This is a genomic window from Cupriavidus sp. IDO, assembly GCF_000812465.1.
GTDB lineage: Bacteria > Pseudomonadota > Gammaproteobacteria > Burkholderiales > Burkholderiaceae > Cupriavidus.
Map to the genome: position 1 here is coordinate 1 of NZ_JWMA01000091.1, position 24,979 is coordinate 24,979.

Annotated in this window: 25 protein-coding genes, 2 rRNA genes and 1 pseudogene; 17 read left to right on the forward strand and 11 right to left on the reverse strand. The window is 66.6% G+C overall.

Annotated elements, in window-relative coordinates:
* The 3 genes and pseudogenes from RM96_RS37605 to RM96_RS23985 form a co-directional block, all read left to right on the forward strand.
* Positions 1-188 (forward strand): annotated as a pseudogene (locus RM96_RS37605) (IS110 family transposase); the annotation flags it as partial.
* Entirely contained in the window at positions 143-2,428 is a 2,286-nt protein-coding gene (locus RM96_RS23980; protein WP_052279709.1) for a TonB-dependent receptor, read from the forward strand. The pseudogene RM96_RS37605 and the gene RM96_RS23980, both read left to right, overlap by 46 nt.
* A gap of 24 nt (positions 2,429-2,452) precedes the next feature.
* Positions 2,453-3,235, forward strand: a complete 783-nt coding sequence (locus tag RM96_RS23985; RefSeq protein WP_039014226.1) for a tetratricopeptide repeat protein — start codon at positions 2,453-2,455, stop codon at positions 3,233-3,235.
* A gap of 19 nt (positions 3,236-3,254) precedes the next feature.
* Here the strand turns inward: RM96_RS23985 and RM96_RS23990 are convergent, their stop codons facing one another.
* Positions 3,255-3,461 carry a dodecin gene (locus RM96_RS23990; RefSeq protein WP_039014228.1) on the reverse strand — a complete coding sequence of 69 codons (207 nt, stop codon included), beginning with the start codon at positions 3,459-3,461 and terminating at the stop codon, positions 3,255-3,257.
* Positions 3,462-3,697: 236 nt separating this feature from the next.
* On the opposite strand from RM96_RS23990, the gene RM96_RS23995 reads away from it, so the two are divergent.
* The 3 genes from RM96_RS23995 (at position 3,698) to RM96_RS24005 (ending at position 6,898) form a co-directional block, all read left to right on the forward strand.
* A complete protein-coding gene (locus tag RM96_RS23995; protein ID WP_152624199.1) occupies positions 3,698-4,369 on the forward strand; it encodes a phospholipase D family nuclease in 672 nt (223 codons plus the stop codon).
* Between the two features lie 114 nt (positions 4,370-4,483).
* The gene (locus tag RM96_RS24000; protein WP_039014230.1) at positions 4,484-5,197 is read left to right on the forward strand and encodes a dienelactone hydrolase family protein; all 714 of its coding nucleotides are present in this window, start codon (positions 4,484-4,486) and stop codon (positions 5,195-5,197) included.
* A gap of 162 nt (positions 5,198-5,359) precedes the next feature.
* On the forward strand, positions 5,360-6,898 hold the full coding sequence (locus tag RM96_RS24005) for an acyl-CoA synthetase (RefSeq protein WP_039014231.1): 1,539 nt from the start codon (positions 5,360-5,362) through the stop codon (positions 6,896-6,898).
* On the opposite strand, the gene RM96_RS24010 is transcribed toward RM96_RS24005, so the two are convergent.
* The 3 genes from RM96_RS24010 to RM96_RS24020 form a co-directional block, all read right to left on the reverse strand.
* Positions 6,888-7,493, reverse strand: coding sequence for a TetR/AcrR family transcriptional regulator (locus RM96_RS24010; RefSeq protein WP_039014232.1), 606 nt, complete (start codon positions 7,491-7,493; stop codon positions 6,888-6,890). The genes RM96_RS24005 and RM96_RS24010 overlap by 11 nt on opposite strands.
* Positions 7,494-7,591: 98 nt before the next feature.
* Positions 7,592-8,278 carry a glycine zipper 2TM domain-containing protein gene (locus RM96_RS24015; RefSeq protein WP_039014233.1) on the reverse strand — a complete coding sequence of 229 codons (687 nt, stop codon included), beginning with the start codon at positions 8,276-8,278 and terminating at the stop codon, positions 7,592-7,594.
* Between the two features lie 141 nt (positions 8,279-8,419).
* Positions 8,420-8,878 carry a MarR family winged helix-turn-helix transcriptional regulator gene (locus RM96_RS24020; RefSeq protein WP_039014234.1) on the reverse strand — a complete coding sequence of 153 codons (459 nt, stop codon included), beginning with the start codon at positions 8,876-8,878 and terminating at the stop codon, positions 8,420-8,422.
* 238 nt (positions 8,879-9,116) lie between these two features.
* On the opposite strand from RM96_RS24020, the gene RM96_RS24025 reads away from it, so the two are divergent.
* Positions 9,117-9,680 (forward strand): YggT family protein, encoded by a 564-nt coding sequence (locus RM96_RS24025; protein ID WP_039014235.1) that lies wholly within the window; start codon positions 9,117-9,119, stop codon positions 9,678-9,680.
* Positions 9,681-9,810: 130 nt separating this feature from the next.
* Entirely contained in the window at positions 9,811-10,122 is a 312-nt protein-coding gene (locus RM96_RS24030; RefSeq protein WP_039014236.1) for a hypothetical protein, read from the forward strand.
* A gap of 53 nt (positions 10,123-10,175) precedes the next feature.
* On the opposite strand, the gene RM96_RS24035 is transcribed toward RM96_RS24030, so the two are convergent.
* A complete protein-coding gene (locus RM96_RS24035) occupies positions 10,176-11,120 on the reverse strand; it encodes a LysR family transcriptional regulator (RefSeq protein WP_039014237.1) in 945 nt (314 codons plus the stop codon).
* 60 nt (positions 11,121-11,180) lie between these two features.
* Between RM96_RS24035 and RM96_RS24040 the strand changes: the two genes are divergently transcribed.
* Both RM96_RS24040 and RM96_RS24045 read left to right on the forward strand, forming a co-directional pair.
* Positions 11,181-12,779, forward strand: a complete 1,599-nt coding sequence (locus RM96_RS24040) for an MFS transporter (protein ID WP_039014238.1) — start codon at positions 11,181-11,183, stop codon at positions 12,777-12,779.
* A gap of 160 nt (positions 12,780-12,939) precedes the next feature.
* Entirely contained in the window at positions 12,940-13,758 is an 819-nt protein-coding gene (locus RM96_RS24045) for an IclR family transcriptional regulator (RefSeq protein WP_039014239.1), read from the forward strand.
* Positions 13,759-13,782: 24 nt separating this feature from the next.
* On the opposite strand, the gene RM96_RS24050 is transcribed toward RM96_RS24045, so the two are convergent.
* Positions 13,783-14,643 carry a phytanoyl-CoA dioxygenase family protein gene (locus RM96_RS24050; protein ID WP_039014240.1) on the reverse strand — a complete coding sequence of 287 codons (861 nt, stop codon included), beginning with the start codon at positions 14,641-14,643 and terminating at the stop codon, positions 13,783-13,785.
* 200 nt (positions 14,644-14,843) lie between these two features.
* Here RM96_RS24050 and RM96_RS24055 point away from each other — a divergent pair, with 200 nt between their 5' ends.
* The 5 genes from RM96_RS24055 (at position 14,844) to RM96_RS24075 (ending at position 21,018) form a co-directional block, all read left to right on the forward strand.
* Positions 14,844-15,761: an AAA family ATPase gene (locus tag RM96_RS24055; RefSeq protein WP_039014241.1), complete on the forward strand. Its 918-nt coding sequence runs from the start codon at positions 14,844-14,846 to the stop codon at positions 15,759-15,761.
* Positions 15,762-15,766: 5 nt separating this feature from the next.
* Positions 15,767-16,804 (forward strand): DUF58 domain-containing protein, encoded by a 1,038-nt coding sequence (locus RM96_RS24060; RefSeq protein WP_039014242.1) that lies wholly within the window; start codon positions 15,767-15,769, stop codon positions 16,802-16,804.
* Complete coding sequence (locus RM96_RS24065; RefSeq protein ID WP_039014250.1) at positions 16,801-18,804, forward strand: transglutaminase TgpA family protein; 2,004 nt, start codon at positions 16,801-16,803, stop codon at positions 18,802-18,804. Before RM96_RS24060 ends, RM96_RS24065 begins: the two co-directional genes overlap by 4 nt.
* A gap of 145 nt (positions 18,805-18,949) precedes the next feature.
* The gene (locus RM96_RS24070; RefSeq protein ID WP_039014243.1) at positions 18,950-19,438 is read left to right on the forward strand and encodes a MarR family winged helix-turn-helix transcriptional regulator; all 489 of its coding nucleotides are present in this window, start codon (positions 18,950-18,952) and stop codon (positions 19,436-19,438) included.
* Positions 19,435-21,018 (forward strand): MFS transporter, encoded by a 1,584-nt coding sequence (locus RM96_RS24075; protein WP_052279711.1) that lies wholly within the window; start codon positions 19,435-19,437, stop codon positions 21,016-21,018. The genes RM96_RS24070 and RM96_RS24075 overlap by 4 nt, the downstream gene beginning before the upstream one ends.
* 49 nt (positions 21,019-21,067) lie before the next feature.
* On the opposite strand, the gene RM96_RS24080 is transcribed toward RM96_RS24075, so the two are convergent.
* Positions 21,068-21,391 (reverse strand): hypothetical protein, encoded by a 324-nt coding sequence (locus tag RM96_RS24080; protein ID WP_039014244.1) that lies wholly within the window; start codon positions 21,389-21,391, stop codon positions 21,068-21,070.
* 244 nt (positions 21,392-21,635) lie between these two features.
* The gene (locus RM96_RS24085) at positions 21,636-23,099 is read right to left on the reverse strand and encodes a DegQ family serine endoprotease (RefSeq protein ID WP_039014245.1); all 1,464 of its coding nucleotides are present in this window, start codon (positions 23,097-23,099) and stop codon (positions 21,636-21,638) included.
* A gap of 172 nt (positions 23,100-23,271) precedes the next feature.
* Here RM96_RS24085 and RM96_RS24090 point away from each other — a divergent pair, with 172 nt between their 5' ends.
* Positions 23,272-23,739, forward strand: a complete 468-nt coding sequence (locus RM96_RS24090) for a MarR family winged helix-turn-helix transcriptional regulator (protein ID WP_039014246.1) — start codon at positions 23,272-23,274, stop codon at positions 23,737-23,739.
* Positions 23,740-23,807: 68 nt separating this feature from the next.
* Positions 23,808-24,230: an organic hydroperoxide resistance protein gene (locus RM96_RS24095; protein ID WP_039014247.1), complete on the forward strand. Its 423-nt coding sequence runs from the start codon at positions 23,808-23,810 to the stop codon at positions 24,228-24,230.
* A 72-nt stretch (positions 24,231-24,302) separates the two neighbouring features.
* Here RM96_RS24095 and RM96_RS24100 read toward each other — a convergent pair whose 3' ends face one another.
* The 3 genes from RM96_RS24100 to RM96_RS24110 form a co-directional block, all read right to left on the reverse strand.
* Positions 24,303-24,575 carry a GIY-YIG nuclease family protein gene (locus RM96_RS24100; protein ID WP_039014248.1) on the reverse strand — a complete coding sequence of 91 codons (273 nt, stop codon included), beginning with the start codon at positions 24,573-24,575 and terminating at the stop codon, positions 24,303-24,305.
* 104 nt (positions 24,576-24,679) lie between these two features.
* Positions 24,680-24,792, reverse strand: a 5S ribosomal RNA gene (gene rrf, locus RM96_RS24105).
* 115 nt (positions 24,793-24,907) lie between these two features.
* Positions 24,908-24,979 (reverse strand): 23S ribosomal RNA (locus RM96_RS24110); the annotation flags it as partial.

Genomic DNA, 24,979 nt, shown 5'->3' on the forward strand with positions numbered 1-24,979 from the left:
CAAAGACCGTTTTCCAACTCTATTGGGTCGAGCCCGACGGCAAGTGTGTCAATCGTCGCTTCAGCCGGCAGAAACTGATCGAATTCCTCGCCAAGCGCCAGCCTGGACGGGTGGCGCTCGAAGCGTGCGGCAGCGCTCACTGGTGGGCACGCCAGCTGCGCAGCCTCGGCCACGAGCCGGTGCTGCTGCGCATTCGGTCAGCATCCCACGCCTCACAAGTGCTGTCGGCGTTGCAGTAGCGGCGGCGCCGGTTGCCGCTCAGCAGACCGCCAGGCCAGTCGAACTGCCGACCGTGACGGTCAGCGGTGACAGTGGCTTCAAGGCCGAATCCTCGTCTTCGATCAAGAACCCCGAACCCCTGCTCGACACCCCCCGCTCGATCACCGTCATCCCGCAGGAGGTGATCCAGAGCACCGGATCGACCTCGCTGACCGATGTGCTGCGCACTGTGCCCGGCATCGCCTTCGGCGCCGGCGAAGGCGGCAACCCGGTGGGCGACCGCCCGTTCATCCGCGGCTACGACGCGCAGGCGAGCACCTTCCTCGACGGCTTCCGCGATATTGGCGCGCAGTCGCGCGAGGTGTTCAACATCGAGACCGTCGAAGTGACCAAGGGCCCGGCCGGCGCCTATGACGGCCGGGGCTCGGCCGGCGGCAGCATCAACCTCACCAGCAAGGCGCCGAAGCTGACCAACTTTGCTGAAGGCAATATCGGCGTGGGCAATGCGGACTACAAGCGCGCCACCGTCGACGGCAACTGGAAATTTGCCGACCACGCCGCGTTCCGCCTGAACGCGATGTACCACGACCAGGACGTGGCCGGCCGCGATGCCGTGCATCAGAACCGCTGGGGCGTGGCGCCGTCGGTGGCGTTCGGCCTGGGGACTGACACGCGCCTGACGCTGTCGTACTACCACCTGCAGACCGACGACCTGCCCGACACGGGCATCCCGTACAACAACCCGGCCTTCACGGCGCGCAAGGACGGCCGGCCGCGCACGCGCCTGAGCGGCGACGGCTCGCCGGTGAGCGTGCCGCGCAATACCTTCTACGGCCTGGTGGACCGTGATTTCCGCAAGGACCAGGCGGACATGGGCACGATCCGCTTCGAGCACGATTTCAGCCCGGCGCTGAAGTTCCGCAACCAGACCCGCATTGCGCGCACCAACCAGGACTACATCTACACGCAGCCGGACGACAGCAAGGGCAACATCTACTACGACATGGTCTGGCGGCGCGCCAACACGCGCTACTCCACCGCCAATACCATCGCCAACCAGAGCGACCTGTCGGGCGAATTCCTGACCGGCTCCGTCAGGCACAAGTACGCCTTTGGCGTCGAGTTCTCACAGGAGAAGAGCGAGAACGACAGCTACACGGTCGATACCGGCGACAGCGCTTGCCCGAACGGCCCCGGCGCGGCCGGCGGCTACAACTGCACGACGCTGGTCAATCCGAATCCGAATGACCCGTGGGCCGGCAGCATCCGCCGCACCAACAACCCGACCAATGCGAAGACCAACACCACGTCGGTCTACGCCTTCGACTCGGTCGAGCTGAGCAAGCAGTGGCTGCTCAACGGCGGCGTGCGCTTTGACCGCTACAGCACGAGCTTCACGGCGGCGCGCGCGGCCGACGGTTCCCGCGCCGAATTCTCGCGCGACGACAACCTGTTCAATTACCAGCTCGGCGTGGTCTACAAGCCGGTGGAGAACGCCAGCTTCTACGTGTCGTATGGCACTTCGTCGACACCTGCCGGCGCCTTCCTCGCACAGGGCTCGGACCCCAACGGCCTGGCGCCGGACCGCAGCGGCAACCGCGGCGACCAGCTCGCGCCGGAGAAGAACCGCTCGTTCGAAATCGGCACCAAGTGGGATGTGCTGAAAAACCGCCTCGCGCTGACGGCGGCGATCTTCCGCATCGACACCACCAACGCCCGCATCGTCATGCAGGACGGCACCGCGGCCATGGCCGGCAACAAGCGCGTGGACGGCTTCGAGCTCGGCTTCTCGGGCAATGTGACCGAGAAGTGGGCGATGTTCGGCGGCTATACGCACCTGAAGAGCGAGCTGCGCAACAACGGCGGCGCGGGCTCGGCATTCGGCGCCACCAACGGCCAGTCGTTCCCGAACACGCCGGACGACAGCTTCAGCCTGTGGACCACGTACCAGCTGTTCCCGAACTTCACCATCGGCGGCGGTGCTTACTATGTGTCGAAGGTGTGGGGCAGCCTGGCCAGCAACAAGTGGGTGCCGTCGTACTGGCGCTTTGATGGGATGGCCGCGTATCGCTTCAACCAGAACGTGGCACTGCAACTCAACGTGCAGAACCTGACGGGCAAGGCCTATTACAACCAGGCCTATGCCTCGCACTATGCATCGATTGCGCCTGGGCGCTCCGCGATCCTCAACCTGAACCTGCGCTACTGAGCGCCGCAGGACGTTTGACGACCGATGGATACCCTGCCCTTCCGTACCGCCACTCCCGTCGAACTCGGCCAGCTCACGCCGGCAATGCTGCGCGACAAGCTCGCCGGCCCGCCGCAGCGGGCGCTGCCATATCTCGGCGGCGCCGCTGTCGGCGGCAACCTCGATGCGCAGATGACGCTAGGGCAGTGGTTCCTGGCCGGCCACGGACTGGACCGCGATGAAGCCCGCGCCTTCACATGGTTCAAGCATGCCGCGCACGCCGGCCATGCCGGCGCAGCCAATATGACGGGGCGCTGCTACGAGAACGGATGGGGTACGGCGCAGGACGGCCGCGCCGCGGCGCATTGGTACACGCTGGCCGCCGAGCGCGGTTCCGACTGGGGCATGTACAACCTCGCCACCGCGCTGGTGCTGGGCAAGGGCCTGAGCACCGACCGTCGCGCGGCACTGGCGTGGTACCGGCGCGCCGCCCGGCTGGGGCACGCCAAGTCGCTCAATATCGTCGGCGGCTTCTACGAGGACGGCTGGGAGGTCAAACAGGATGCGGCGCGCGCTGTCGGCTACTACCGGCAGGCGGCCGAGGGCGGCGATTTCCGCGGCCAGTTCAACTACGCGCGCATGCTGGCGCTGGCCGGCCATGAAGCCGACGCGCAGCGGTGGATCCGCCTGGTGCCGCAGACGGCCAACGCACCGTTCGTGGAGAAGATGCTGGCGTTCCTGCGCAATGCGCCGCACGAAGCCCTGCGGCGACTGCACGCGCACGCCGACGCCGCAGTCCACGCCGCGCTGGCCGCTTCGCCCGCCTGAGCGGCGGGCCGGGCACGGATCAGGTCACACGGAAGCCGATCTTCAGCGTGACCTGGAAATGCGCGACCTTGCCATCCTGGATATGGCCGCGCGACTCCACGACCTCGAACCAGTCGATGTTCTTGATGGTCTCGCCAGCCTTGGCGATGGCGCTGCGGATCGCCGCGTCGCTGCCGTCGGGCGATGAACCGACGATCTCGACCAGCTTGTAGGTATGACTGGACATGTCCCCTCTCCTTGGCGGCCTGCGCCGCCGGCGCGATTCCATCCATCATAGGCAGCACTGCGGGCAAAGCCCAAGCCCGGAAAGGAGCCGGCATGGGCACGGCGAAATTGCCGCGTCGCGACAAACACTGTTACACCGTGTGCCCTTGTCCGAGGTCCTGGTGACTGTTACGCTGCGTGCCCGCTGGCCCACGCGGCGTCGGCCAGCGCCGACATTCCAAGATTCGAAGACACCCCGTGATTTCCAGATTCCAGAAACTGGCCCTGCCCGGCCTGTTCGTCGCCGCAACTGTGACCTCGCCTGTCCATGCGCGCACCGGCTCGGCGCTCGACCATATCACCGACACCATCAGCGACACCTTCAACGAGGCCATCGCCACCCACCTGCCGGCCCGTACTGGCCAGCCGGCCCGGCCGTCCGACGCCACGCCAGCGGTGGCATCGAAGCCGTTCGCGGCAGGCAGCGGCTATACGCTTTGCTTCGTGCCCGATGGCCCGAGTTGCCAGGCGCTGCTGATCAATGCCATCCGCAACACGCGCCAGCGCCTGCTGATCCAGGCGTACTCGTTCACCAGCGCGCCGATTGCCGAGGCCGTGGTGCAGGCCCACAAGCGCGGCGTGGACGTGCGCGTGATCCTGGACAAGAGCCAGGTCTCCGAACGCTATACCAGCGCCACCTTCCTGAAGCATGCGGGCGTTCCTGTCGTGATCGACACCAAACCCGCGATCGCGCACAACAAGGTGATGGTGTTCGACGGCCAGGCGGTGTTCACCGGTTCGTTCAACTTCACCAAGTCGGCGCAGGAGCGCAACGCGGAAAACGGCATGCTGATCCGCGGCGACACGGCCGTGGTCAAGGCCTACACCGACAACTGGAATACGCGGTTCCGGCAGTCGTCGGCATATTGAATCCGGGCATGTGCCCTGCATGATCTGGCGGACGGTGGCAAACTTGCGGCTTGCATTTCCCCATCGCCACTTTCCCGTCACCTCTTTCTGTGACCCATTGCGGAGCCAGCCACCATGACAGCCATTCCCGATAGCAAATGGATCCGCGTCGACTCGGACGCGGGCAGCTTTGATGCCTACCTGAGCCTGCCGCCGGCCGGCAAGCAACCCGGCGGCCCGGGCATCGTGCTGCTGCAGGAGATCTTCGGCGTCAATGAACACATTCGCGCCGTGGCCGACCAGTACGCCGCCGACGGCTACGTGGTGCTGGCACCCGACGTGTTCTGGCGCACCGGGCCGCGCGTGGAGCTCGGTTATGCCGGCGCCGACTGGGAACGCGCCATGACGTTGCGCAACGCGGTCGACGTGGAAGCGACGGTGGGCGACATCGCCGCGACCGTGAAGGCATTGCGCGCGGAAATCGGCGCAGGCGGCAAGGTAGCCGCGGTGGGCTATTGCTTCGGCGGCCTGCTGTCATACCTGAGCGCCGCACGCGGGCTGGTTGATGCTGCCGTGCCTTACTACGGCGGCGGCATCCAGAACCACCTGCAGGAAGCGGCTTCCATCAAGGTGCCGGTGCAGTTCCACTATGGCGCGCTCGATGCGCATATCCCGCCCGAAGCCGTGACCAGCGTGCGCACCGCCATGACGGGCAAGCGCGGCAGCGAGGTCTTCGTCTATGAAGGCGCCGACCACGGCTTCAACTGCTGGGCGCGGGCTTCGTACCACCAGCGCAGCGCGGCACTCGCGCACGGGCGTGCGCTGGCGTTCCTGGCAGAAGCGCTCTAACGCTTTATCACGCTGTACTGCATCCCTCCTGCCGGAGGGAAGGGATGCCTTGCCACGCCAGCGTAGCGGCCTTATGCTCGGCGGCTGAGCTAAAGAACTCATTTCATAATGAAATGAGTTCCATTGACTTGCTGGATTCCAACCATAACGACGGAGACCACCATGCAGTCAGAGCAGCAGCGCGCCCTGCGCAACACCATCCCCGACGCCCTGGCCCGTGCCGTGCGGCGCAGCCCCGGCAAGACTGCCATCCGCTTCGGCGAGCGCGACTGGACCTATCGCCAGCTCGACGAAGCCGCGGCGCGCGTAGCGGGCTCACTGGCGCAATGGGGCCTGCGGCCCGGCGACCGCGTGGCCGCCTTCGGCAAGAACTCGGACGCGTATGTGCTGCTGTGGCTCGCGTGCCTGCGCTCCGGGCTGATCCACGTGCCGGTCAATTTCTCGATGACCCGCAATGAGGCCGAATATATCGTCACGCAGTCCGGCGCCAGTGCGATCTTTGCCGATCCTTCGCTGGCCGAGCGCGTCGAAGGCCTGCCCTGCAAGGTGAGCGGCACGCTGCATGGCGGCGGCCAGCGCGACATCCTTGCCGCCGCCGCGCGCGGCCCGGTTGCGCCGGTCCACGAGCAACTGATCGACACCACCCCCGCACAGATCCTCTACACCTCGGGCACCACCTCCGCCCCCAAGGGCGCCGTGCTGACGCATCGGGCACTGCTGGCCGAGTATGTCAGCACCATCGCATCCTGCGATATCCGTGACACTGATTACTCGCTGGCGGCGCTGCCGCTCTATCACTCGGCGCAGATGCACGTGTTCCTGATGCCGCTGCTGCTGTGCGGCGGCACCACGCTGATCGCCGAGAGCCCCGAGGCCGAGTTCTGCCTGCGCACCATCCGCAGCGAAGGCATCACCAGCTTCTTTGCACCGCCTACCGTGTGGATCGCGCTGCTGCGCCATGCGGAGTTCGTTCCCGCGCAGCTTGGCTCGCTCACCAAGGCCTACTACGGGGCGTCGATCATGCCGGTGCCCGTGCTGCTCGAGCTGCAGTCGAAACTGCCGGCGCTGCGCTTCTTCAACTGCTACGGGCAGAGCGAGATCGGACCGCTCGCGACGGTGCTCGGCCCGGAGGAACACGCGGCGCGCCCGGCATCCGCGGGACGCCCGGTGCTCAACGTGGAGACGCGCATCGTCGACGAAACGATGCAGGACATGGCGCCCGGCGAGCCGGGTGAAATCGTGCACCGCTCTCCGCAATTGCTGACCGAATACTGGGACAAGCCGGAGCAGACCGCCGAGGCCTTCGCCGGCGGCTGGTTCCATTCGGGCGACCTCGGCTATATGGATGCCGAGGGCTACCTGTACGTGGTGGACCGCATCAAGGACGTGATCAACTCGGGCGGCGTGCTGGTATCCAGCCGCGAGGTGGAGGAATGCCTGTACACCCACCCCGCCGTGGCGGAAGCGGCGGTGTTCGCGCTGCAGCATCCGAAGTGGGTCGAGGCGGTGACGGCCTGCGTGGTGCTGAAGCGCGATACCCAGGCCAGTGAAGAGGGACTGCTGGCGCATGCGCGCGATGCACTGGCGCCGTTCAAGGTGCCCAAGCGGGTGGTGTTCGTGGCGGACCTGCCGCGCAATACCGCCGGCAAGCTGCTCAAGCGGCAGTTGCGCGAGGACTACGCGACGTTGTTCAGCGAGTAAGGGAGCCGGGGCGCGCGAGCACGCGCTCTGTCACCGCCAGCGCGTCGTCGAAGGCGCTCAGGTCGCGGCGCAGCTTGGTAAGTAGGCTCGCGCCCAGCCACATCTGGTAGAGCTTGGTGGCGGTCATGGCCGGGTCCAGGTCCGGTGCGAGGGAGCCGTCGGCAATGCCATCGGCGACGCAGGCCTCGAGCCGCCCGCAGATGCGGTCGGTGCCATCGCGCAGCAGCTGGCGCATGTCGTCGGAAAGATCCGCGACTTCGGCACCGAGCTTGACCACCAGGCATTTGTCGCCAGCGCCGTCCGTGCACTGGGTATCCCGCCAGCGTTGCCAGTAGGTCATCAGGCGCTCGCGCGCGGGCCTGCCGTCCACATGGAACAGGCGGTCCATGCTCGCCAGGTAGTCCTGCACGTATTGCTCGATCAGCGCGCAGCCGTATTGCTCCTTCGAACCGAAGTAGTGATAGAAGGAGCCCTTGGGCACGTCGGCCGCGCCAAGTATCTCGTTAAGCCCGACGCCGGCGAAGCCCTTGAGCGCGATGATCTGCTGTCCGGCGCCAAGGATGTGGCGGCGGACGTCGTCATAACTGGGTCGCATATGTAAAAGCATATCAGCTAAATAGACCAGTCGTCTAAGCGACGACGGGCCGCCTCGCGGGCGGCCCGTCCATCACATACCGCGTGTTGTCGGCGTTATCAGTAAGGCACTGCCACCCCGTTCTCCACTTTCACGCGATCGCCGTTTCGCAATTGGTACGCGCTGGATTGGGTCAGTGTCAGGTAGGCGTTGTCGTTGGTCCGCACGCGCACGCGGTAGGCCGGCTGCACAGTGCCGGAGCGCTTTTCGACTTCGTTGCCCGCCACGGCGCCCGCCACGGCGCCGCCGATAGTCGCCACGGTATTGCCACGGCCGCCGCCGACCTGATGGCCCAGCAGACCCCCGACGATGCCGCCTACGACCGCGCCGGCCCCGCTGGTGGACGGCGCCTGGCCCTGCACGACTTCAATCGATTCGACCCAGCCGTAGCGCACACCATACTGGCCGTTGCCGTAGTTACCGTAGCCGCCGTCCGTCGGATAGCCCTGCTGCGGATAACCCTGCTGCGGGTCGCCTTGTTGTGGATAGCCCTGTTGCGGATAGCCCTGTTGTGGATAGCCTTGCTGCGGATAGGCCTGCTGGGGATAGCCCGGTTGCGGGTAGCCCGGCTGCGGATACCCCGGCTGCGACGCGACCGGATAGCCGCCGCTGGCCTGCTGGGTGCCATAGCCACCGTACCCCCCTGAATATCCGCCCCCGTAGCCACCGTAGGGAGCGGTGACGCAACCGGCCAGCGCACCGGCGCCAAGCACCGCAAGCACAACCGAACGAAAAGGGATGGACATGTCAGGACTCCTGCGAATTCGCGTGTGGGAATGCGCGCGAGTCTAGGGCCGCCGGCGCGTGGCGGGTGTCACCGGAAATTGTGATTGGTAACGGGCTGTAACGCCGGGCGCGCAAGTGCGCCAAGACGCCCACCGCGGCGCTCAGGAACGGTCGGCGCCGTCGTCGTTGAACGCGGTGATGCGCGCCACGCGGAAGGTGCCGCGCAGCGATTCCAGCTCGGTCCGGTGCAGCATCGCCAGCCGGTTCAGGCATCGTTCGCCCTTGGCCAGCAGGTGAACCTGCACCACGCGCCGGTCGACGCTGTTGAGCTTGCGCTTGACCAGCCCTGCCGCCTCGCACCGGTTGACCAGCGCCACCACGCCGTGCTGCTTGGCCTGCAGGCGCTCGGCCAGTTCGCCGATCGAGGCCCAGTCCTTGTCCGGGCAGCCGCGGATATGGAGCAGCAGCAGGTATTGCTGGACGGTCAGGCCTTCGTCGCGGGCGGCATCCTCCGAGAACCGCAGGAAACGGCGCAGCTGGTAACGGAAATCGGACAGTGCCTCGAAGTCCTGCGTGGTCAGGGCGGCAGCGTTCTTGGCCGGGGTGGACTTGCTTGGCATAGGCGAGGCTTGGCATGGGCAGTCGCGAGCGACTGCGGCGGGTTCCGGATCGACGCAATTATATGTTCAGCACAAAACGTGCTGCTGCGGCAGTAGGCTCTGTTCACATATAGAACGTGCGCGCACGTTCCATATGTGAACAGAGCCTCGTACGCAATGTTGCGCCGGGCCGGTACCTGGGTATGGCAGAATCTGTGCAGTCGCAGACACCTTTGAACCGCCACCGGAAACAAGCCCGATGTTCACGGAAATTGCACTCTTCCTGCTCGATACCGTCTTTACCTTGTTCGGCATGGCACTGCTGCTGCGCGTGTGGATGCAGCTCACCCGCCTGCCGACCCGCAATCCTGTCTCGCAAGGCGTGTTCCAGGTGACCGACTGGCTGGTGCGCCCGCTGCGCCGGGTCATCCCGGGGCTGGGCGGCGTCGACTGGGCGACCGTGGTCGGCGCCTGGCTCACGGCCGTGGTGTTCCTGCTGGTGGTGATGGCGCTTACCGGGGTCGACCTGCTCGGCGCGCTGCCGGCGATGCTGCTGGTCGGTGTGCTGTATCTGCTCAAGTGGGGCATCAGCCTGGTGATGTGGGTGACGCTGCTGATGGCGATCCTGTCTTGGGTCAACCCGCACTCGCCGGTGACGCCTGCCATCAACCATCTCACCGCGCCGCTGCTGCGCCCGATCCAGCGCGTGATCCCGCGCCTGGGCGGGTTCGATATATCGCCGCTGGTATTGTTCGTGATCGCGCAGATCCTGCTGATGGTGATTGCGCGCCTGACCGTCGGCATTATCGGGGCGCACTACTGACTTGCGGGCGGCATTGTCCACGGCGCTGGACAGAGTTTCGAGGATTGACCCTTTTTCCGCCCAGTGCGAAGTCCTACATTACAGGCAACGCGGCTCCGGCCACGAAACCTGCCAAGAAGGACATTGCACCATGAAGACCCTCGCACAACGCCGCAACCTCGCTGTTTCCGTACTTTGCGCCATCGGCCTCTCGCTGACCGCCGCCTCGGTGGCCCACGCCTCCGAGGCGGTCTCGGACCTCTCCCGCCTGGACGGCAGCATCGGCAAGGTTGACCCGTACCTGGACGGCGCCAAGGTCGGCAAGTTCGACCCGTACACCGACGGCGCCAAGCTGGGCAAGGTGGATCCGTTCACCGACGGCGCCAACCTCGGCAAGCGCGATCCGTTCACCGACGGCGCGAATATCCAGGACGCCCGCGACGCGTTCACCCAGGGCGCCTGAGCCCCGCATCGCCGCGTCCGCCTCGCGCTGACGCGGTTTCCGGCGCAGCGGGGTCATCCCTCGGCGCCGGCCTCCCACTCCTGCCCAAGGCTCAGTCCCACACCGAGCTCCGACTCCATCATCGATTCGATCGCCTCCATGAAGGCGCGCACCTTGCGCGGCTGGAGCCGGCGGTCCGGCAGCAGCGCGAACACGCGCAGCGGCGGCAACGGATGATCGGGCAGCACGCGCACCAGCCGCCCTTGCGCGATATCCGCCTCGCAGTAATTCACTGACAGCCTTGCAATACCAAGCCCGGCCAGCGCACCTTGCAGCCGAAGTTCCGCGTTGTAGGTTTGCATGCGCGGGCGGATCGGCACGGACACGCTCTGCCCGTCGCCATTGAATTCCCAGACGGTATCGCCCGGCGTGGTGAGGGTGGGCATGTTGGCGAGGTCTTCCGGACGCAGTTGCGCCGGCAGGCTGGCGGCAAGCGCCGGGGCGGCGAACAAGCCGCGCTCGACGTGATAGATGCGCCGTGCCACGGTGCCGGAATCGGGCAGGTCGGCGTCGACGATGACGAAGGCGACATCAAACCCGTCGCGGATGGGATCCACCATGCCTTGCGTGATTTCCACCGCAACATCCAGGGCGGGGTGGGCCGCCAGCGTGCGGCAGATCACGCCGCCCAGCTGCTGGGCGCCGAACTCGTAGGGCGTAGCGATGCGCAGCACGCCCTGCACACGCTCTTCGCGCGCCAGTGTTTCCTGGCGGATTTCGCGCAGGCGCGCGAACAGCGGCGCCACATCGCGGTAGACCGCGCCGCCCGCATCCGTGAGCCGCATGCGGCGCGTGGTGCGCTCCAGCAGCTTGGCGCCGATCGCGGTTTCGAGCCGCGCCACCGCTGCCGACACCCGCGACTTGGGGCAGTCGAGCTGCTCGGCCGCGGCCGTGAATGTGCCCTGCTCGACCACGCAGCAGAACGCCTCCCAATCATTCCACTGGATTGTTTCGTTCACCGGACAATGTTTCCCTGACAACCTGTAGTTCCCAACCGCAGGCGACATTATGCTTTAGCGATGCAACAAACGTCTGTCCCCTCCGCCTTACCTGCTGTATCAAGCGCTGCCGGTGCCGTGCCGGCCGCAGCGTCGGAACCCCAGCGCCCCCGCATGCAACTTGGCAGTCACCCCGAAATGGGCCACTGGCGGCTGTCATTGTTCGGCCTGACGGTAGGTCTGGTGACCGGCATCGATTTCTCTTCCACGCTGATGATGGGCGTGGCCAGCCAGCACATCCAGGGCGGCGTCGGCGCCGCGCCCGAGGATTACCTGTATGCAGTGTCGGCCTATGCGGCCACCGCGGTGCTGATGAACATGGTGCTTGACCAGATCGCGCGCCGCATTACGTACAAGCGCTTCACGATCGCGTCGCTGGTAGTATTCATCATCGGCTCGCTGATCTGCGCGGAGTTCGCCAGCCCGTCGGGCCTGATCACCGGCAAGGCGATCCAGGGGCTGGGCGCGGGCGGCCTGTTCGCGGCATCGCGCATCCTGGTCCAACTCGTCTCCGCACCGACCGAACGCGCCCCGCTGATGTTGCGCTTCGCCGGCGGCGCGTTCGCGATGCTGGCGATCACGCCGTGGCTGACCGGCATTTTCCTCGATGACATCGGCTGGCGCGCGGTCTTCCTGTTCCAGGCCGGCATTGCGCTGCCCGTGCTGCTCTCGGTTGCGCTCACCTACCCGACCCGAGCCCCGCGCGATCCGCATCCGCCGGTTTCCACGCTGGACTGGCCGGCCGCGATCGCGGTGGCGCTGGGCGCGCTGGTGTTCCTGCACACGCTGCAGGAGATGCGCTATACGCGCTTCTTCAGCTCGCCGGAAATGCCGCTAGAGGCGCTGGTCGGCATTGGCCTGTTTGCGTTCTGCGGCTGGCGGCTGCACCGCCATCCGGACCCATGGATCGATTTCTCCAGGCTGGCCGGGCGCCAGTACCTGTACGGGCTGGGCTTCTACAGCCTCTATTACCTGCTGTCGTCGTGCTGGTCCTTCCTGCTTCCCACGCTTACGCAGAGCGGCCTGGGGCTGACCTTCCGCACCACCAGCATGCTGCTGAGCACGAGCGGCACGGTCTCGACCATCGGCGCCGTCATCATCACGCTGGGCATGGCGCTGGTATTCCGCAAGCGCCGGGTGATCGCCGCGGGTTTTATCGTCTATGCCTGCGCCGCCATGCTGCTTTCGTACCAGCTGATGCCGGGCGCGCCGGACTATGCGCTGGTGCCGGTGGTACTGCTGGAAGGCCTGACGCCGGTGCTGCTGATGGTGCAGGTGGCGTCGATGACCTACCTGGAAGTGCCAGTCGAGGATTTCTCGCACGCCTACCAGTTCAAGAACGTCTGCAAGCAGATCGCGTCGGCCACCGGCACGGGGCTGGCCAGCATGTTCATGCAGGACGGCCTGGCCGCGCACCGGACCCACCTGGTCGAGCACGTCACCCGCTTCGAGCCGTCCCTGCAGATGCCGGACGCGCTGTCGGCCGCCGGCCTGGCCAGGATCTCGGCCGAAGTCGACCGCCAGGCGACCCTGCTCGCCGGCATGGACATGCTGCATGGCTTTGCGGCGATCTGCCTGATTGCGGCGGTCTTCGTGCTGGTGCAGAAGAGCTTCCGCTAGTTCGCGCCCGCAAAACGGTGCGGGAGACGGTATGGTGGCGGCGCGCCTTCCGGCGCGCCGCCAGCCCATGCCCGCCCTTGCCACTGGCTAAACCGGCGTATTTCCTCTACCCTTTCGGCCTTTCCGTGCCAATCCGGCGACAAGCGCCGGCGTTACACCAATGGCCAGCCCCACCGACTCCAGCCCGGGCGCAGACACCGCCGCCACCCCGGAAAAGCCGAGCGACAGCTATGTGCAGTCCTTTGCACGCGGGCTGTCGGTGATTCGCGCTTTCAACGCCCAGCACCCGGCCCAGACCCTGACCGAAATCGCCCAGGCCAGCGGCCTGACGCGCGCCGGCGCCCGCCGCATCCTGCTGACGCTGGTGGGCCTGGGCTATGTGCAGGCCGACGGCCGGCTGTTCCGCCTCACGCCCAGGATCCTGGATCTCGGCTTTGCCTACCTGACCTCCATGCCGTTCTGGAACCTGGCCGAGCCGATCATGGAGGCCCTCTCGCAAGAGGTGCATGAGAGCTGCTCGATCTCCGTGCTGGACGGCACCGAGATCGTCTACGTGCTGCGCGTGCCGGCCCGCAAGATCATGACGATCAACCTGTCGATCGGCAGCCGGCTGCCGGCGTACTGCTCGTCGATGGGCCGCGTGCTGCTGGCCGGGCTGCCCGAGCCGGAGCTGGACCGCGTGCTGCACGCCACCGAACTGCGTGCGCGCACCAGCCGCACCGTCACGGACATCGATGCACTGAAGGCCATCGTGGCCGATATCCGCCAGCGCGGCTGGGCCCAGAACGACCAGGAACTGGAAGAGGGACTGGTTTCGCTGGCAGCGCCGATCCGCGACCGCGCTGGCCACATCATCGCCGCCATCAATATCAGCGGGCAGGCCAACCGCACCAGCGCCGCCGAAATGGTGGAGCGTTTCCTGCCGCCGCTGCTGGAATCTTCCGAGAAGATTTCGGGCCTGGTCGGCCTGCGCACCTGAAACCGGCGCAGCCGGCCGCAGACCTCAGCCCCTGGGCGTGTGCGGCAGCTCCACGCTGCCGAATTCGGCCGAACGCGTGCCCTCGACGGGCCGGTTGCTGGCGCCAAAATACGCGAATGCCACCGACAGCTTGACCGCATTGGACGCATTGCGGCCGGCCGCATGGAACAGCCGGCTGTCGAAGAACAGCACGTCGCCGCGATGCAGCGCCAGCGGCTTCGTGGCGTCCAGCAGCGGCTTGCTGGCCGGGTGCGCCTCGATCAGGAATTCCGCCGGATCGAGCTGGCCCGGCTCCAGCTGGGCCTGGTGCGAGCCCGGAATGACGCGCAGCACGCCATTGCGTTCATCCTCGTCGCCAAGCGCCAGCCACACGGTCACCAGTTCCGGGCTCACGAACGACCAGTAGCGGGTATCGCGGTGCCAGCCGGTCTGGCTGCCGTAATGCGGATGCTTGGTCATCACGCAGTTGTGGTGCGCCAGCGTGATCCGCGCGGGCTCGCCGAGCATGGATTCGACTACCGCAACCAGGCGGGGATCGGTCGCCCAGCGGCGGAATACCTCGTCCCGCCCGTAGGCCTGGCGCAGGCGGCGTACCGTGCCGCCGCCCGCGGCGTCGCGGTTGGCGGGCGCGCCGGGGTAGCCGAGATCGGCTTCGAACTCCACCGGCGCCACGGCGCCTGCCAGGTGGGTGCGCGTCACGGCTTCCAGCTCCGCGCAGGTCTGCTCGCCCGCAAAGCCGCGCAGGATGACAAAGCCATCCTCGTGAAACGAGCGCGCCAGTGCCGCGAGGGCTGCCGGATCGGTGGCGATGGATGGCGACCAGGGCAGGTCGGCAGAAGCGGTGGGGGACGAACCGGCTGGGGAAGCGTCAAGCGGGGAAGTCATTGCGGCAGGCTGCGGATGAGGCGCTCAGAACGCCAACAGCCCGATGATGCCAGAAGCCGGCCGATCCGGCGCGTCCGCCACTTGCCCGGGCCGCTGGCGGCACCTGCCGGACATGCATCGATGCGTGCGGAAACAGACTGTGCCGCGCAAGGCGCCCGCCGCTACAATGCGCTGGTTCACCTTCCCAGCCCGAGGCCCTCGTGACCGCTCGCCCCAGGATTGTCGCTTCGCTCACCGAAGCCCAGACGCAGCTTGGCCGGATCGTGCTCGGCAAGCCCCGCCAGATCCGCCTGGCGCTGGCCTGCATGCTGGCGCGCGGCCACCTGCTGCTGGAGGACATGCCGGGCGTGGGCAAGACCACGCTGGCCCATGCGCTGGCGCGTACGCTCGGGCTGCAATACCAGCGCGTGCAGTTCACCAGCGACCTGCTGCCGGCCGACCTGATCGGCGTGTCGGTATTCGTGCGCGATGCGGGCGAGTTCCGCTTCCATCGCGGCCCCGTGTTTGCCCAGGTGGTGCTGGCCGACGAGATCAATCGCGCACCGCCCAAGACGCAAAGCGCGCTGCTGGAAGCGATGGCCGAAGGCCAGGTCACCCACGACGGCACCACGCATACGCTGCCCTCGCCCTTCTTCGTGATCGCCACGCAGAATCCGCTCGAGCAGCTCGGTACCCACGCGCTGCCCGAATCGCAGCTCGACCGCTTCACCATGCGCCTGTCGCTGGGCTATCCCGATCCCTCATTCGAACGCGTGCTGTACCTGGGTGGCGCCACGCCCCCCGTGGCGGGGCCGGTCATGGATGCCCCGCAGGTGGTTGCGCTGCAGGCGGCGGCCGCACAGGTCTATGCCAGCCCGGCGCTGGTCGACTATGTGCTGGCGCTGGTACAGGCGACCCGCAGCCACGGTGGCTTCGCCGCCGGCCTGTCGCCGCGCGCCGGGCTGGCACTGCTGGCGTGCGCGCGGGCGTGGGCACTGCTGGAGCAACGCGAGATGGTGTTGCCAGAGGACGTGCAGGCCGTCTTCACCGCCGTGGCCGCGCACCGGCTGCTGCCCGCCGGGGCGGGAGCGGGTCCGGACGCGCTGGCCGCACTGCTGGCCGGCGTGCCGATTCCCTGAGCCACATGGCGCGCGATCCGTCGGCCGCAGTGCGCGAGCCCGGCCTGTTCGCCGCCGGCAAGCGTCAGCGCCCAGGCGGCTGGTTCCTGCGCGCCCGCCCGCCGGTGCAGGGTGTGGTCACGCTGGACCGCCGCCATCTCTACATCCTGCCCACGCGCGGCGGACTCGGCTTTGCCGTGGTCCTGCTGGCCATGCTGCTGACCTCGCTGAACTACAACATCAGCCTGGGCTTTGCCCTGACCTTCCTGCTGGGCGGCATCGGCATGGCCTGCATGTGGCTGGCTTACCGCAACCTGCTCGACCTGGCCATTGCCGCGGATTCGGTCACGCCGGCCTACGCCGGGCAGACTGCGGCATTTATGCTGCGGGTGGACAATCCCGCGCCCGATGCGCGCATCGGCGTGGAAGCCCAGGTTTCCGCGATCGACGGCGTTCCCGCGGCGATCGTCACGCTGGACGGCACGGGCAGCGGCACGCTGGCACTGCATGTTCCCGCCAGGCAGCGCGGCCATCTGGCGCTGCCGCGCGTGACGATTTCCAGCCGCTTCCCCTTCGGCCTGTTCCACGTCTGGAGCTATGCGGACCTGGGACTCTCGACCCTGGTCTACCCGGCGCCCGAAGCCGGGGCGCCGCCACTGCCGCATCTAGCGCACAGCGATGCCGATGAAGACGGCACCCCGGCGTCCGGCACCATCGACGACGGTATCGACCAGTTGCGCCGCTACCGCAACGGCGACCCGCTCCATCGCATCGCCTGGAAGCACAGCGCGCGTACCGGACGCTGGATGAGCCGGGCCGGCGAACCGCCCCGGCAGCCCGCGTGCTGGCTCGACTGGAATAGGCTGCCCGGTGCGATGGATACCGAAGCGCGCCTGTCGCGCCTGTGCGCCTGGGTGTTGGCCGCCGGCGACGCCGCCGAAATCGGCTTGCGCCTGCCCGGCGTGGAAATTCCGCTGGGCCGTGGCGTCAGCCATCGCCGGGCATGCCTGGAGGCACTGGCCCTGTGGCCGGAGCGCACGCGGCAAGGCCGGCGCGCGCCATGAGCACGCCGGCGCGGCCGCTGCGGCACGAGGACCACGGGCTGCTGCTCAGCCAGCTTGCGCTGGTGCTGGCCCCGCAGGCGCGAACCCTGCCGGTCACGGTCAGCCTGCTGCTGCTGGTCTTGCTGTGCTGGCGCTGGCTGTTGTGGCGCCGGCGTGCGCCCCTTCCCTCGCGGCTGATGCTCGGTGCAACGGCCATGCTGGTGCTGCTGACCGCGACCGCGCTGATCTGGCAGACCGGCGGCGGCGCGGGACGCGACCTGGCGGTTGCGCTGCTGGGCGCTTTTGTCATCCTCAAGCTGCTGGAATGCCGGGCGCTCACCGACGCCACGCTGGTCACGCAACTCTCGTTCTACCTGCTGCTGACCTTGTACCTCTCCGACCAGCCGTTCTGGCTGGCGCTCTATAGCCTGGCAATCAGCGCATGGGTGTTGCGCAACTGGCTGCTGCTGCACCATCCGGAGGCGCGCGGGCGGCTGGCAATCTGGCCGCTGCTTGGCCGCATGGCCCTGATCGGGCTGCCGTGGGCGCTGCTGTGCTTCGTGCTGTTTCCGCGCCTGGATCATCCGCTCTGGCGCCTGCCACAATCAGCGCCACGGGCCACCACCGGCATGAGCGACACCATGCGGCCCGGCAGCGTGGGCGAGCTGATCCGCTCGTCCGAGGTGGCCCTGCGCGCCGAGATCGACAGCGGGCCGCTGCCCGCCAGCGCGCTGTACTGGCGTGCGCTGGTGCTGTGGCAGTTCGACGGTGCCAGCTGGCGCCCCGCCGAGATGCGCCGGCTGCGGACGTCTGCGGCCCGACCCGTGGCCGACGAGCCCGGCCCACGGCCCGCGGCGCAGGGCAGGACGATCGACTACAGCGTGACGCTGGAACCGAGCCAGCAGCGCTGGCTGTTCCTGCTCGACCGCGGCGATGCCATCACCGCCGGCGCTGACGCGCAGGTTTCTTCTGACGGCGAGTATTTCCTGCGCACGCCGGTGGAGCAGCGCATCCGCTACCGGGCGCATTCCACGCTGGCCGCGGCGCCTGAGCCGCTGGGGCCGCGCACGCGCATGCTGGCGCTGAGCCTGCCGGCGGGCAACCCGCGCGCCCGGGCGCTGGCGGAACGCTGGGCCGGCGAATACGGCGATCCTGCCGCGCGCGTGCAGGCGGCGCTGCGCCTGTTTGCCTCGGCGCCGTTCGCCTACACACTGACGCCGCCACCGCTGGGCAGGGAACAGGTCGACAGCTTCCTGTTCGATACGCGGCGAGGCTTCTGCGAGCACTACGCCAGCAGCTTCGTCTTCCTCATGCGCGCCGCGGGCGTGCCCACGCGCGTCGTGACCGGCTATCAGGGCGGCGAGTACAACCCGATCGGCGGCCACTACATCGTGCGCCAGTCCGACGCGCATGCGTGGGCCGAAGTCTGGCTCGACGGGCGAGGCTGGGTGCGCGTCGACCCGACCAGCGCGGTGGCGCCGAGCCGCATCGAGCAGGGCATCGACGCGGCGCTGGCCGGCAGCGAGGCGGGCGCGTGGCGCACGCCGCGCGAAGCCGGCTGGCTGCAGGACCTGCACTGGGCCTATGACGGGCTCGTCTACACGTGGCAGCGCTGGGTCCTGCAGTATGACCGCGAACAGCAGGCACGCCTGCTCGATCAGCTCGGCGCCGGCGCCAGCCTGGCGCAACTGCTGGTCGGCGGCCTGGCCGCACTCAGCCTGCTCGCGCTGGTGCCCTTGTGGCTGCGCCGGCGTCCGACCGACCCGGTCCAGGCGCTTTATGCACGCTTCTGCCGCCTGCTGGCGCGCCATGGTTGCGAACGCGGCACGACGGAAGGGCCGCAGGCGTTTGCGTCGCGCGCGGCAAGCCGCCTGCCGTCAGCGGCGGCAGCCGTCGATGCGTTCACGAGCCGCTATATCCGGATGCGCTATGGCAAGGCGAACGACTCCCGCCGCGCAAACGAGCTCGCCGCAATGCGGCAAGCCCTGCGCCAGCTCGCCGCTTCCTTGCGCAAGTCCTGATCCACTATGCAGCGCCAAGTGATGCCAAAGGCGCCGATCACGGCGGGCTGGCGGATTTCATCCCAAGCGATATAATTACGTTTGAAACTATATCAGACGTAACTTGTTGGCTGTGTCAGCCGCTGCGTCAGCCGAATCCCCCTCCATGTCCTTTGAACAGCGCATCGACCGCTTTTGCGCCAGCCACCCGGAAGCGCCTCGCGATCTGATCCTGGCCTCGCGCCTGTTGCTCCGCACCGCCAGGCTGCTGCGCGACCATATCAACCATACGCTGGCGTCCTTTGAGCTGGACCTCAACCAGTATCTGCTCCTGAGCATGCTGTCGGTCGATGAACAGGATCGCAGCATGCCGTCCGAGCTCGGCACCACGATCGACGCCACGCGCACGCAGATGACCCGGCTGCTTGACGGACTGGAAGCGCGTGGACTGGTGCGGCGGCAGGCATCAAGCCAGGACCGCCGCAGCCTGGAGCTGACGCTGACCCCGGCGGGCCGCCGGCTGTTCGAACGCGCAGCCCCCCAGATCCACGCCGCCTACGCCGAAGCCTGGGCGCCGCTGGGTGATAGCGGGCTGGCCGGCGCCACGCGCGCCCTGAACCGCCTCCACCAGACCCTGCAATCGCTGCAGCCATGAGTACCGGTCAACGCTGGCAGCCGCTGTGGCAGTTGCGCCTGGGCATGCGCTGGCTGCGGCTGCTTACGCACCAGCAGCGGCAGACCCTGCTGATGATGCTGCTTGCGCTGGCGACGGCGGTGGAGTTTCTCGAGAACATCATGTTCGTGTTCGCGTCGAGCCATATCGTTGGCGGCATCGATGCGGACCCGCGCAGCTTTGCGCTGGTGCAGGCCGCTTACGCCGTCGGCAGCATGCTGATGATCCTCCAGCAGCAATGGCTGTCGCGGCGCTTCGGCTACCGGCACTACCTGACCGGGGCGCTGCTGCTGTTCATGGCGGGCACGCTGGGCGCGGCCACCAGTCATTCCTTGCCGCAGATGGTCGCGGCGCGCTTTGTGCAGGGCTTTGGCGGCGGCGCGCTGTTCACCAGCTGCCGCATCCTGGTCAACGTGCTGTTCGGGCCGGCTTCACGTCCGCGCGCGTCGCGGATTTTCATGATCGGCATCTTCACGGCGTCGGCGCTGGGGCCGGCATTCGCCGCCGAGCTGATCGACCATGGAGTGTGGCAGGACGTGTTCTACGGCGTGCTGCCCTTTGCCGCGCTGGCGGCGCTCGGCACCTGGCTGCTGCTGCCCGACGCGGAACCGCGCCCTAACGCAGCCGGTCCCGCGCTGGGTCCGCTGCTGCTGTTCGGGGCCGCGGTGGTCACGCTGCAGGCAGCGCTGACCGAAGCCCGCTTCGACATCTTCTCGCACCCGTTCCGGCTGGCGCTGGTTGCCATTGCCGGCCTGGTCCTGCTGTCCGGCTTCCTCTGGCACCAGTGGCACCACAAGGCGCCGGTCCTGCACGTGCGCGCCTTGCGCAATCCGGTCTACCTGACCGGCCTGGCCATGTACTTCGTCTACTACATGATCAATAACCTGAGCGGCTACGTGTTCCCGATCTACGCGGAACAGGCGCTGAAGCTGCCGCTCGCGACCACCGGCTGGCTCAACACCTTTGCCGCCGGGATCAGCCTGGCGGGGATCCTCGTCTATCAGCGGGCCGCGCCGCGGCTGTCGCACAAGAAGCCGCTGATGGTGACCGGACTGCTGGTGATGGCCGCTGCCACCTGGTGGTTTTCGGGGATGCCGCCTGACGCCGGCCCCCCGGCACTGGCCTGGGGTCTGGTCGGGAAGGGGCTGTTCGGCGTGCTCGTCATCATTCCGATTGCAGGCGTGACATTCCGCTCGCTGGCTGGCGAAGAATTTGCGCACGGCTACCGGAGCAAGAACCTGATGCGGCAGATCGCCAGCTCATTTGCCTCGGCGCTGGGCGCGGTGCTGCTGCAGAACCGGCAGTTCGCCGTGCATGACAGCCTGGTGAGTGCGCTGGGGCAGCGCCCGGCCGAGACGGACCAATGGATGCATTCGGTGCAGACGGCTCTGGCGGCGCGCGGCTTTGATGCCGCCCAGGCTCATCTGGGAGCGCTGGTCCAGCTGACAGGGCTGGTCGAGCAACAGGCCCGGCTGATTGCCTGCGAGGATATCTACCGGCTGATCGCGGTGCTTGCGCTGACCGCGGCGGTGTTCATGCTGCTGCAGCGCCGGCTCGACTAGGGCACTGCATGGGGCGTGCCGGCGGAAGCGGCACCAGGCGGGAATCAGGTCAGAACAGCGAGAGCTGGCGCATGCCAAAGCCAATGGTCTCTTCCACGCGGGCGCGTGCGTGGACCAGCGAGCCTTCGGCACCGGAGTAGTTGCCAGCCGCCCAGTGGTACACGACCGGGACTTCGCCGCGGTCGGACAGGCGGACTTCCCCGAGCTTCTCGCCGCGCTCATTGCGGTAGAAGTGCGAACGATAGCCGCGCTCCCAGTGGGGAGCTTCGGCTTTCTTGCGCCGGCGGGGGCTCGGCGTAGTCTGCGCGGTCGGCGACATGCGCCGCGCTCTCTCGGTACCCGCCGTTGTGGCGCGGGTGAAATCCAACTGCATAGACTTCCTTGTATGTCGAGTCAGCAGGAACCAGGCACAGCGGACAGTGCCGCTGCATGCTTCGTGCATCGCAGTCGAGATAATACCTGCTAGTGCGATTTCTGTAAGCCTTTCGTTGCTCTGAATTCGGCCTCCGATAAGGCTTCGCGGGCCGACACCCGGTATACGGATGCGGCCCGCGAAGGTCGTAAAGCCAGTTTGGGGTTAACGAGTCACCTGCAGAGTCCCCCGCAGCATCGCGCGCTCAGCCGAGGTCGAGCGGAATGAAAATCCGTGCTTCGTCGCGCTGCACCAGCAGCGCAACCTGCTTGCCGGACTTCGCAACCAGGGCACGCAACTGGTCCGCCGAGGCGATCGGCGTGCCGTTGAGCGAGAGGATGACATCGCCCGGCTGGATGCCCACGCGCGCGGCAGGACCTGCAACGTCTTCCACCACGAGGCCGCCATCGATGCCGCTATCGCGCTTCTCGGCAGGCGTCAGCGGACGGACCGCAAGGCCAAGCTTGCCGCCGGCTTCGCCGCCGCTGCCCTTCTGCGCAACCGCCTGGTCCTTGGCCGTCCCGATCTTTACCGTCAGCGTCATGGGCTGGCCCTTGCGGATGATCTTGATCGCGCTTTGCGTGCCCGGCTTGAGGTCAGCCACATGCTCCGGCAAGTCGCCCGAGTGGTCGATTACGTCGTTATCCAGTTGCACAATCACGTCGCCGGGCTTGAGGCCCGCCTTCGCCGCCGGGCTGTCCGGCTCGACCGAGTTGACCAGCGCACCGGCCGGCTTGGGCAGGCCGAACGACTGCGCCAGGGCCTGGTTGACCTCCTGCACGCCGATGCCGAGGCGTCCGCGCGTGACCTTGCCATGCGCCACCAGCTGATCCTGGACCTTGGTCGCGACGTTGATCGGAATGGCAAACGACAGGCCCTGGTAGCCGCCCGTCTGGCTGTAGATCTGCGAGTTGATGCCAATCACTTCGCCGCGCTGGTTGAACAGCGGGCCGCCCGAGTTGCCCGGGTTCACGGCAACGTCGGTCTGGATGAACGGAACATAGGTATCGTCCGGCAGCGAACGCGACTTGGCACTGACAATGCCCGCGGTCACCGTATTCTCGAAACCATAGGGGGAGCCGATGGCCAGCACGGGCTCACCGACGCGCACGCGCGAAGGATCGCCAAATCTCACCGTCGGCAGGTTCTTGGCATCGATGCGGATCACCGCGACATCGGTTTGCGAATCGGCACCGAGCACCTTCGCCTTGAACTCGCGGCGATCGGTCAGCTTGACGGTGACCTCCTGCGCGCCGTCAACGACGTGGGCGTTGGTCAGGATCAGCCCGTCCGGGCTGACGATAAAGCCGGAGCCAAGCCCCTTCACGAGTTGCGGCTGACCGCCCTGCGGCCCCTGGAACTGCGGCCCGAAGCGCTTGAAGAACTGGAACAGCGGATCATCCGGATCGATACCCGGGGGCATTTGCGCGGCGGTGCGCTGCGCGCGCGCCGTCACGCTGATATTGACGACGGCCGGGCCGTACTGGTCTACGATGCCCGAAAAATCGATCGGCGTCGCCACCGCGGCCGGCTGCGCAGACGCCGTGACCGGTGCCGGAGCAGCGTAGCCTGGGGTGATCACTTCCTTCTGCAGATAGGCGTAGCCCCCGCCAATGGCGGCAATGGCTGCGATACCGACGGCCGTGCGAGCAATGGTCTGGCGAATCATGGAGTTGTCCTCTCTGTAAGAATCCGGCACCGCTTATGGTGCGGCGCGATGGAACCATGCTAACCATCGATACTTAAAACAGACTTAAGGATCGTAGCGCGTTGTCTTCGTCACTTTCAAATTTCCCGGAAATTTACATTGCGCACAATCAAATTGCGTCTAATATAACTGCATGACACAAGACAACACCGCCGCTACAGGGAACTGGTTGCTGCTGGACAGGCAGCTCTGCTTCGCCCTGTACTCGACCTCGCTGGCCATGACCAAGCTGTACAAGCCGATACTGAGTGAGCTTGGGCTCACTTATCCGCAATATCTTGTCCTGCTGGTGCTGTGGGAGGACGAGACGCTGACGGTGTCGGAACTGGGAGCAAGACTGGCGCTCGACTCGGGAACGTTGACTCCGCTGTTAAAGCGGCTGGAGAGCGCTGGCCTGGTAGCCCGCAAGCGCGACACCCAGGATGAGCGCCGCGTGCTGGTCAGCCTGACGGAATCGGGCCGTCGGCTAAGACAGTCAGCAACTAGTATTCCGGAAAAGATGTTGTGCGCCACGCAGTGTTCGATCGATGAGATCCAGGCACTGATGCAGCGCCTGCATGCGTTGCGGTCGACGCTTGAAGAAGCGCGTACCGAATCCTGACCTGCCGATCGTTTCGGCAATTGTCCTCATGCCCCCGCAGGGGCAATCCAAACCACTCTGGAGCTTCCATGAAAATCGAAAAAGTCCTCTATACCGCCCATGCCACGGCAACCGGTGGCCGCGATGGCCGTGCCGTCACCTCTGACGGGCAACTCGATGTCAAGCTGGCGGTACCGAAGGAGATGGGTGGCGCCGGCAATGGCCTGAACCCGGAACAGCTGTTTGCGGCGGGCTACTCTGCGTGCTTCATCGGCGCCATGCGCTTTGTTGCCGGCCAGCAGAAGGTTACCCTGCCGCCCGACACTTCGATCGAGGGCGCGGTGGGTATCGGCCAGATTCCGCAAGGCTTTGGCATTCAGGTGGAACTGAAGATCTCGATCCCGGGCTTCGAGCGCGCGGCAGCCGAGAAGCTGGTTGAGCAGGCGCACCAGGTGTGCCCGTATTCGAACGCCACGCGCGGCAACATCGATGTGACGCTGACGGTGGTCTGAAAGACATAAGCGTAAAAGGCCCGCGCGGGAAATCGCGCGGGCCTTTTTGTTTGATCGCGATAACCGCGGGTGCTACGCCTTGGACTCCGACAACTGCGCACAAAATGCGCGTTTCTGCGTAGAAGTCATCCGCTTCATCGCGATCTCGGCCTTCAGCGCATCGGATTTCGTTTCGAAGCGAACCTGCCCGAGGATACGGACCGGCTTGCGCGATCGCGTGTATTTGGCGCCTTTTCCGGCCTGGTGCTCGGCGAAGCGGCGCTCCACGTCGGTTGTGATTCCCGTGTAGATCGTATTGCCGCTGCATTCCAGCAGGTATAGATACCACGCGCCGTCGTCAGACATCGAGATGGGATATTGGGAGTTTGGGAAGCCAGACAGGAGGATATTCCTGTCGCCCAAAGACAAAACCCCCCAGCCTGGAAGCTGAGGGGTTTTGGGGCATAAGAGCCTGGCGATGACCTACTTTCACACGGGAATCCGCACTATCATCGGCGCGGAGTTGTTTCACGGTCCTGTTCGGGATGGGAAGGGGTGGTTCCAACTCGCTATGGTCACCAGGCATAAGGGGGTGCGGCGCTGGGGTTGAAGCCAACGTCGCGAATAGGGATGTAGTGGGGGTTGTGCGTATCTGGCACAGACACGATCACACACACCAGGCAAAACACACTGGTTATAGGATCAAGCCTTACGGGCAATTAGTACTGGTTAGCTTAACGCATTACTGCGCTTCCACACCCAGCCTATCA

Excerpts from the sequence above, each read along its gene's own strand:
- RM96_RS23985 (WP_039014226.1), top strand. The coding sequence starts at position 2,453 with ATGGATACCCTGCCCTTCCGTACCGCCACTCCCGTCGAACTCGGCCAG.
- RM96_RS23990 (WP_039014228.1), bottom strand. The coding sequence starts at position 3,461 with ATGTCCAGTCATACCTACAAGCTGGTCGAGATCGTCGGTTCATCGCCC.
- RM96_RS24000 (WP_039014230.1), top strand. The coding sequence starts at position 4,484 with ATGACAGCCATTCCCGATAGCAAATGGATCCGCGTCGACTCGGACGCG.
- RM96_RS24005 (WP_039014231.1), top strand. The coding sequence starts at position 5,360 with ATGCAGTCAGAGCAGCAGCGCGCCCTGCGCAACACCATCCCCGACGCC.
- RM96_RS24010 (WP_039014232.1), bottom strand. The coding sequence starts at position 7,493 with ATGCGACCCAGTTATGACGACGTCCGCCGCCACATCCTTGGCGCCGGA.
- RM96_RS24015 (WP_039014233.1), bottom strand. The coding sequence starts at position 8,278 with ATGTCCATCCCTTTTCGTTCGGTTGTGCTTGCGGTGCTTGGCGCCGGT.
- RM96_RS24020 (WP_039014234.1), bottom strand. The coding sequence starts at position 8,878 with ATGCCAAGCAAGTCCACCCCGGCCAAGAACGCTGCCGCCCTGACCACG.
- RM96_RS24025 (WP_039014235.1), top strand. The coding sequence starts at position 9,117 with ATGTTCACGGAAATTGCACTCTTCCTGCTCGATACCGTCTTTACCTTG.
- RM96_RS24030 (WP_039014236.1), top strand. The coding sequence starts at position 9,811 with ATGAAGACCCTCGCACAACGCCGCAACCTCGCTGTTTCCGTACTTTGC.
- RM96_RS24040 (WP_039014238.1), top strand. The coding sequence starts at position 11,181 with ATGCAACAAACGTCTGTCCCCTCCGCCTTACCTGCTGTATCAAGCGCT.
- RM96_RS24045 (WP_039014239.1), top strand. The coding sequence starts at position 12,940 with ATGGCCAGCCCCACCGACTCCAGCCCGGGCGCAGACACCGCCGCCACC.
- RM96_RS24050 (WP_039014240.1), bottom strand. The coding sequence starts at position 14,643 with ATGACTTCCCCGCTTGACGCTTCCCCAGCCGGTTCGTCCCCCACCGCT.
- RM96_RS24060 (WP_039014242.1), top strand. The coding sequence starts at position 15,767 with ATGGCGCGCGATCCGTCGGCCGCAGTGCGCGAGCCCGGCCTGTTCGCC.
- RM96_RS24065 (WP_039014250.1), top strand. The coding sequence starts at position 16,801 with ATGAGCACGCCGGCGCGGCCGCTGCGGCACGAGGACCACGGGCTGCTG.
- RM96_RS24070 (WP_039014243.1), top strand. The coding sequence starts at position 18,950 with ATGTCCTTTGAACAGCGCATCGACCGCTTTTGCGCCAGCCACCCGGAA.
- RM96_RS24075 (WP_052279711.1), top strand. The coding sequence starts at position 19,435 with ATGAGTACCGGTCAACGCTGGCAGCCGCTGTGGCAGTTGCGCCTGGGC.
- RM96_RS24080 (WP_039014244.1), bottom strand. The coding sequence starts at position 21,391 with ATGCAGTTGGATTTCACCCGCGCCACAACGGCGGGTACCGAGAGAGCG.
- RM96_RS24085 (WP_039014245.1), bottom strand. The coding sequence starts at position 23,099 with ATGATTCGCCAGACCATTGCTCGCACGGCCGTCGGTATCGCAGCCATT.
- RM96_RS24090 (WP_039014246.1), top strand. The coding sequence starts at position 23,272 with ATGACACAAGACAACACCGCCGCTACAGGGAACTGGTTGCTGCTGGAC.
- RM96_RS24095 (WP_039014247.1), top strand. The coding sequence starts at position 23,808 with ATGAAAATCGAAAAAGTCCTCTATACCGCCCATGCCACGGCAACCGGT.
- RM96_RS24100 (WP_039014248.1), bottom strand. The coding sequence starts at position 24,575 with ATGTCTGACGACGGCGCGTGGTATCTATACCTGCTGGAATGCAGCGGC.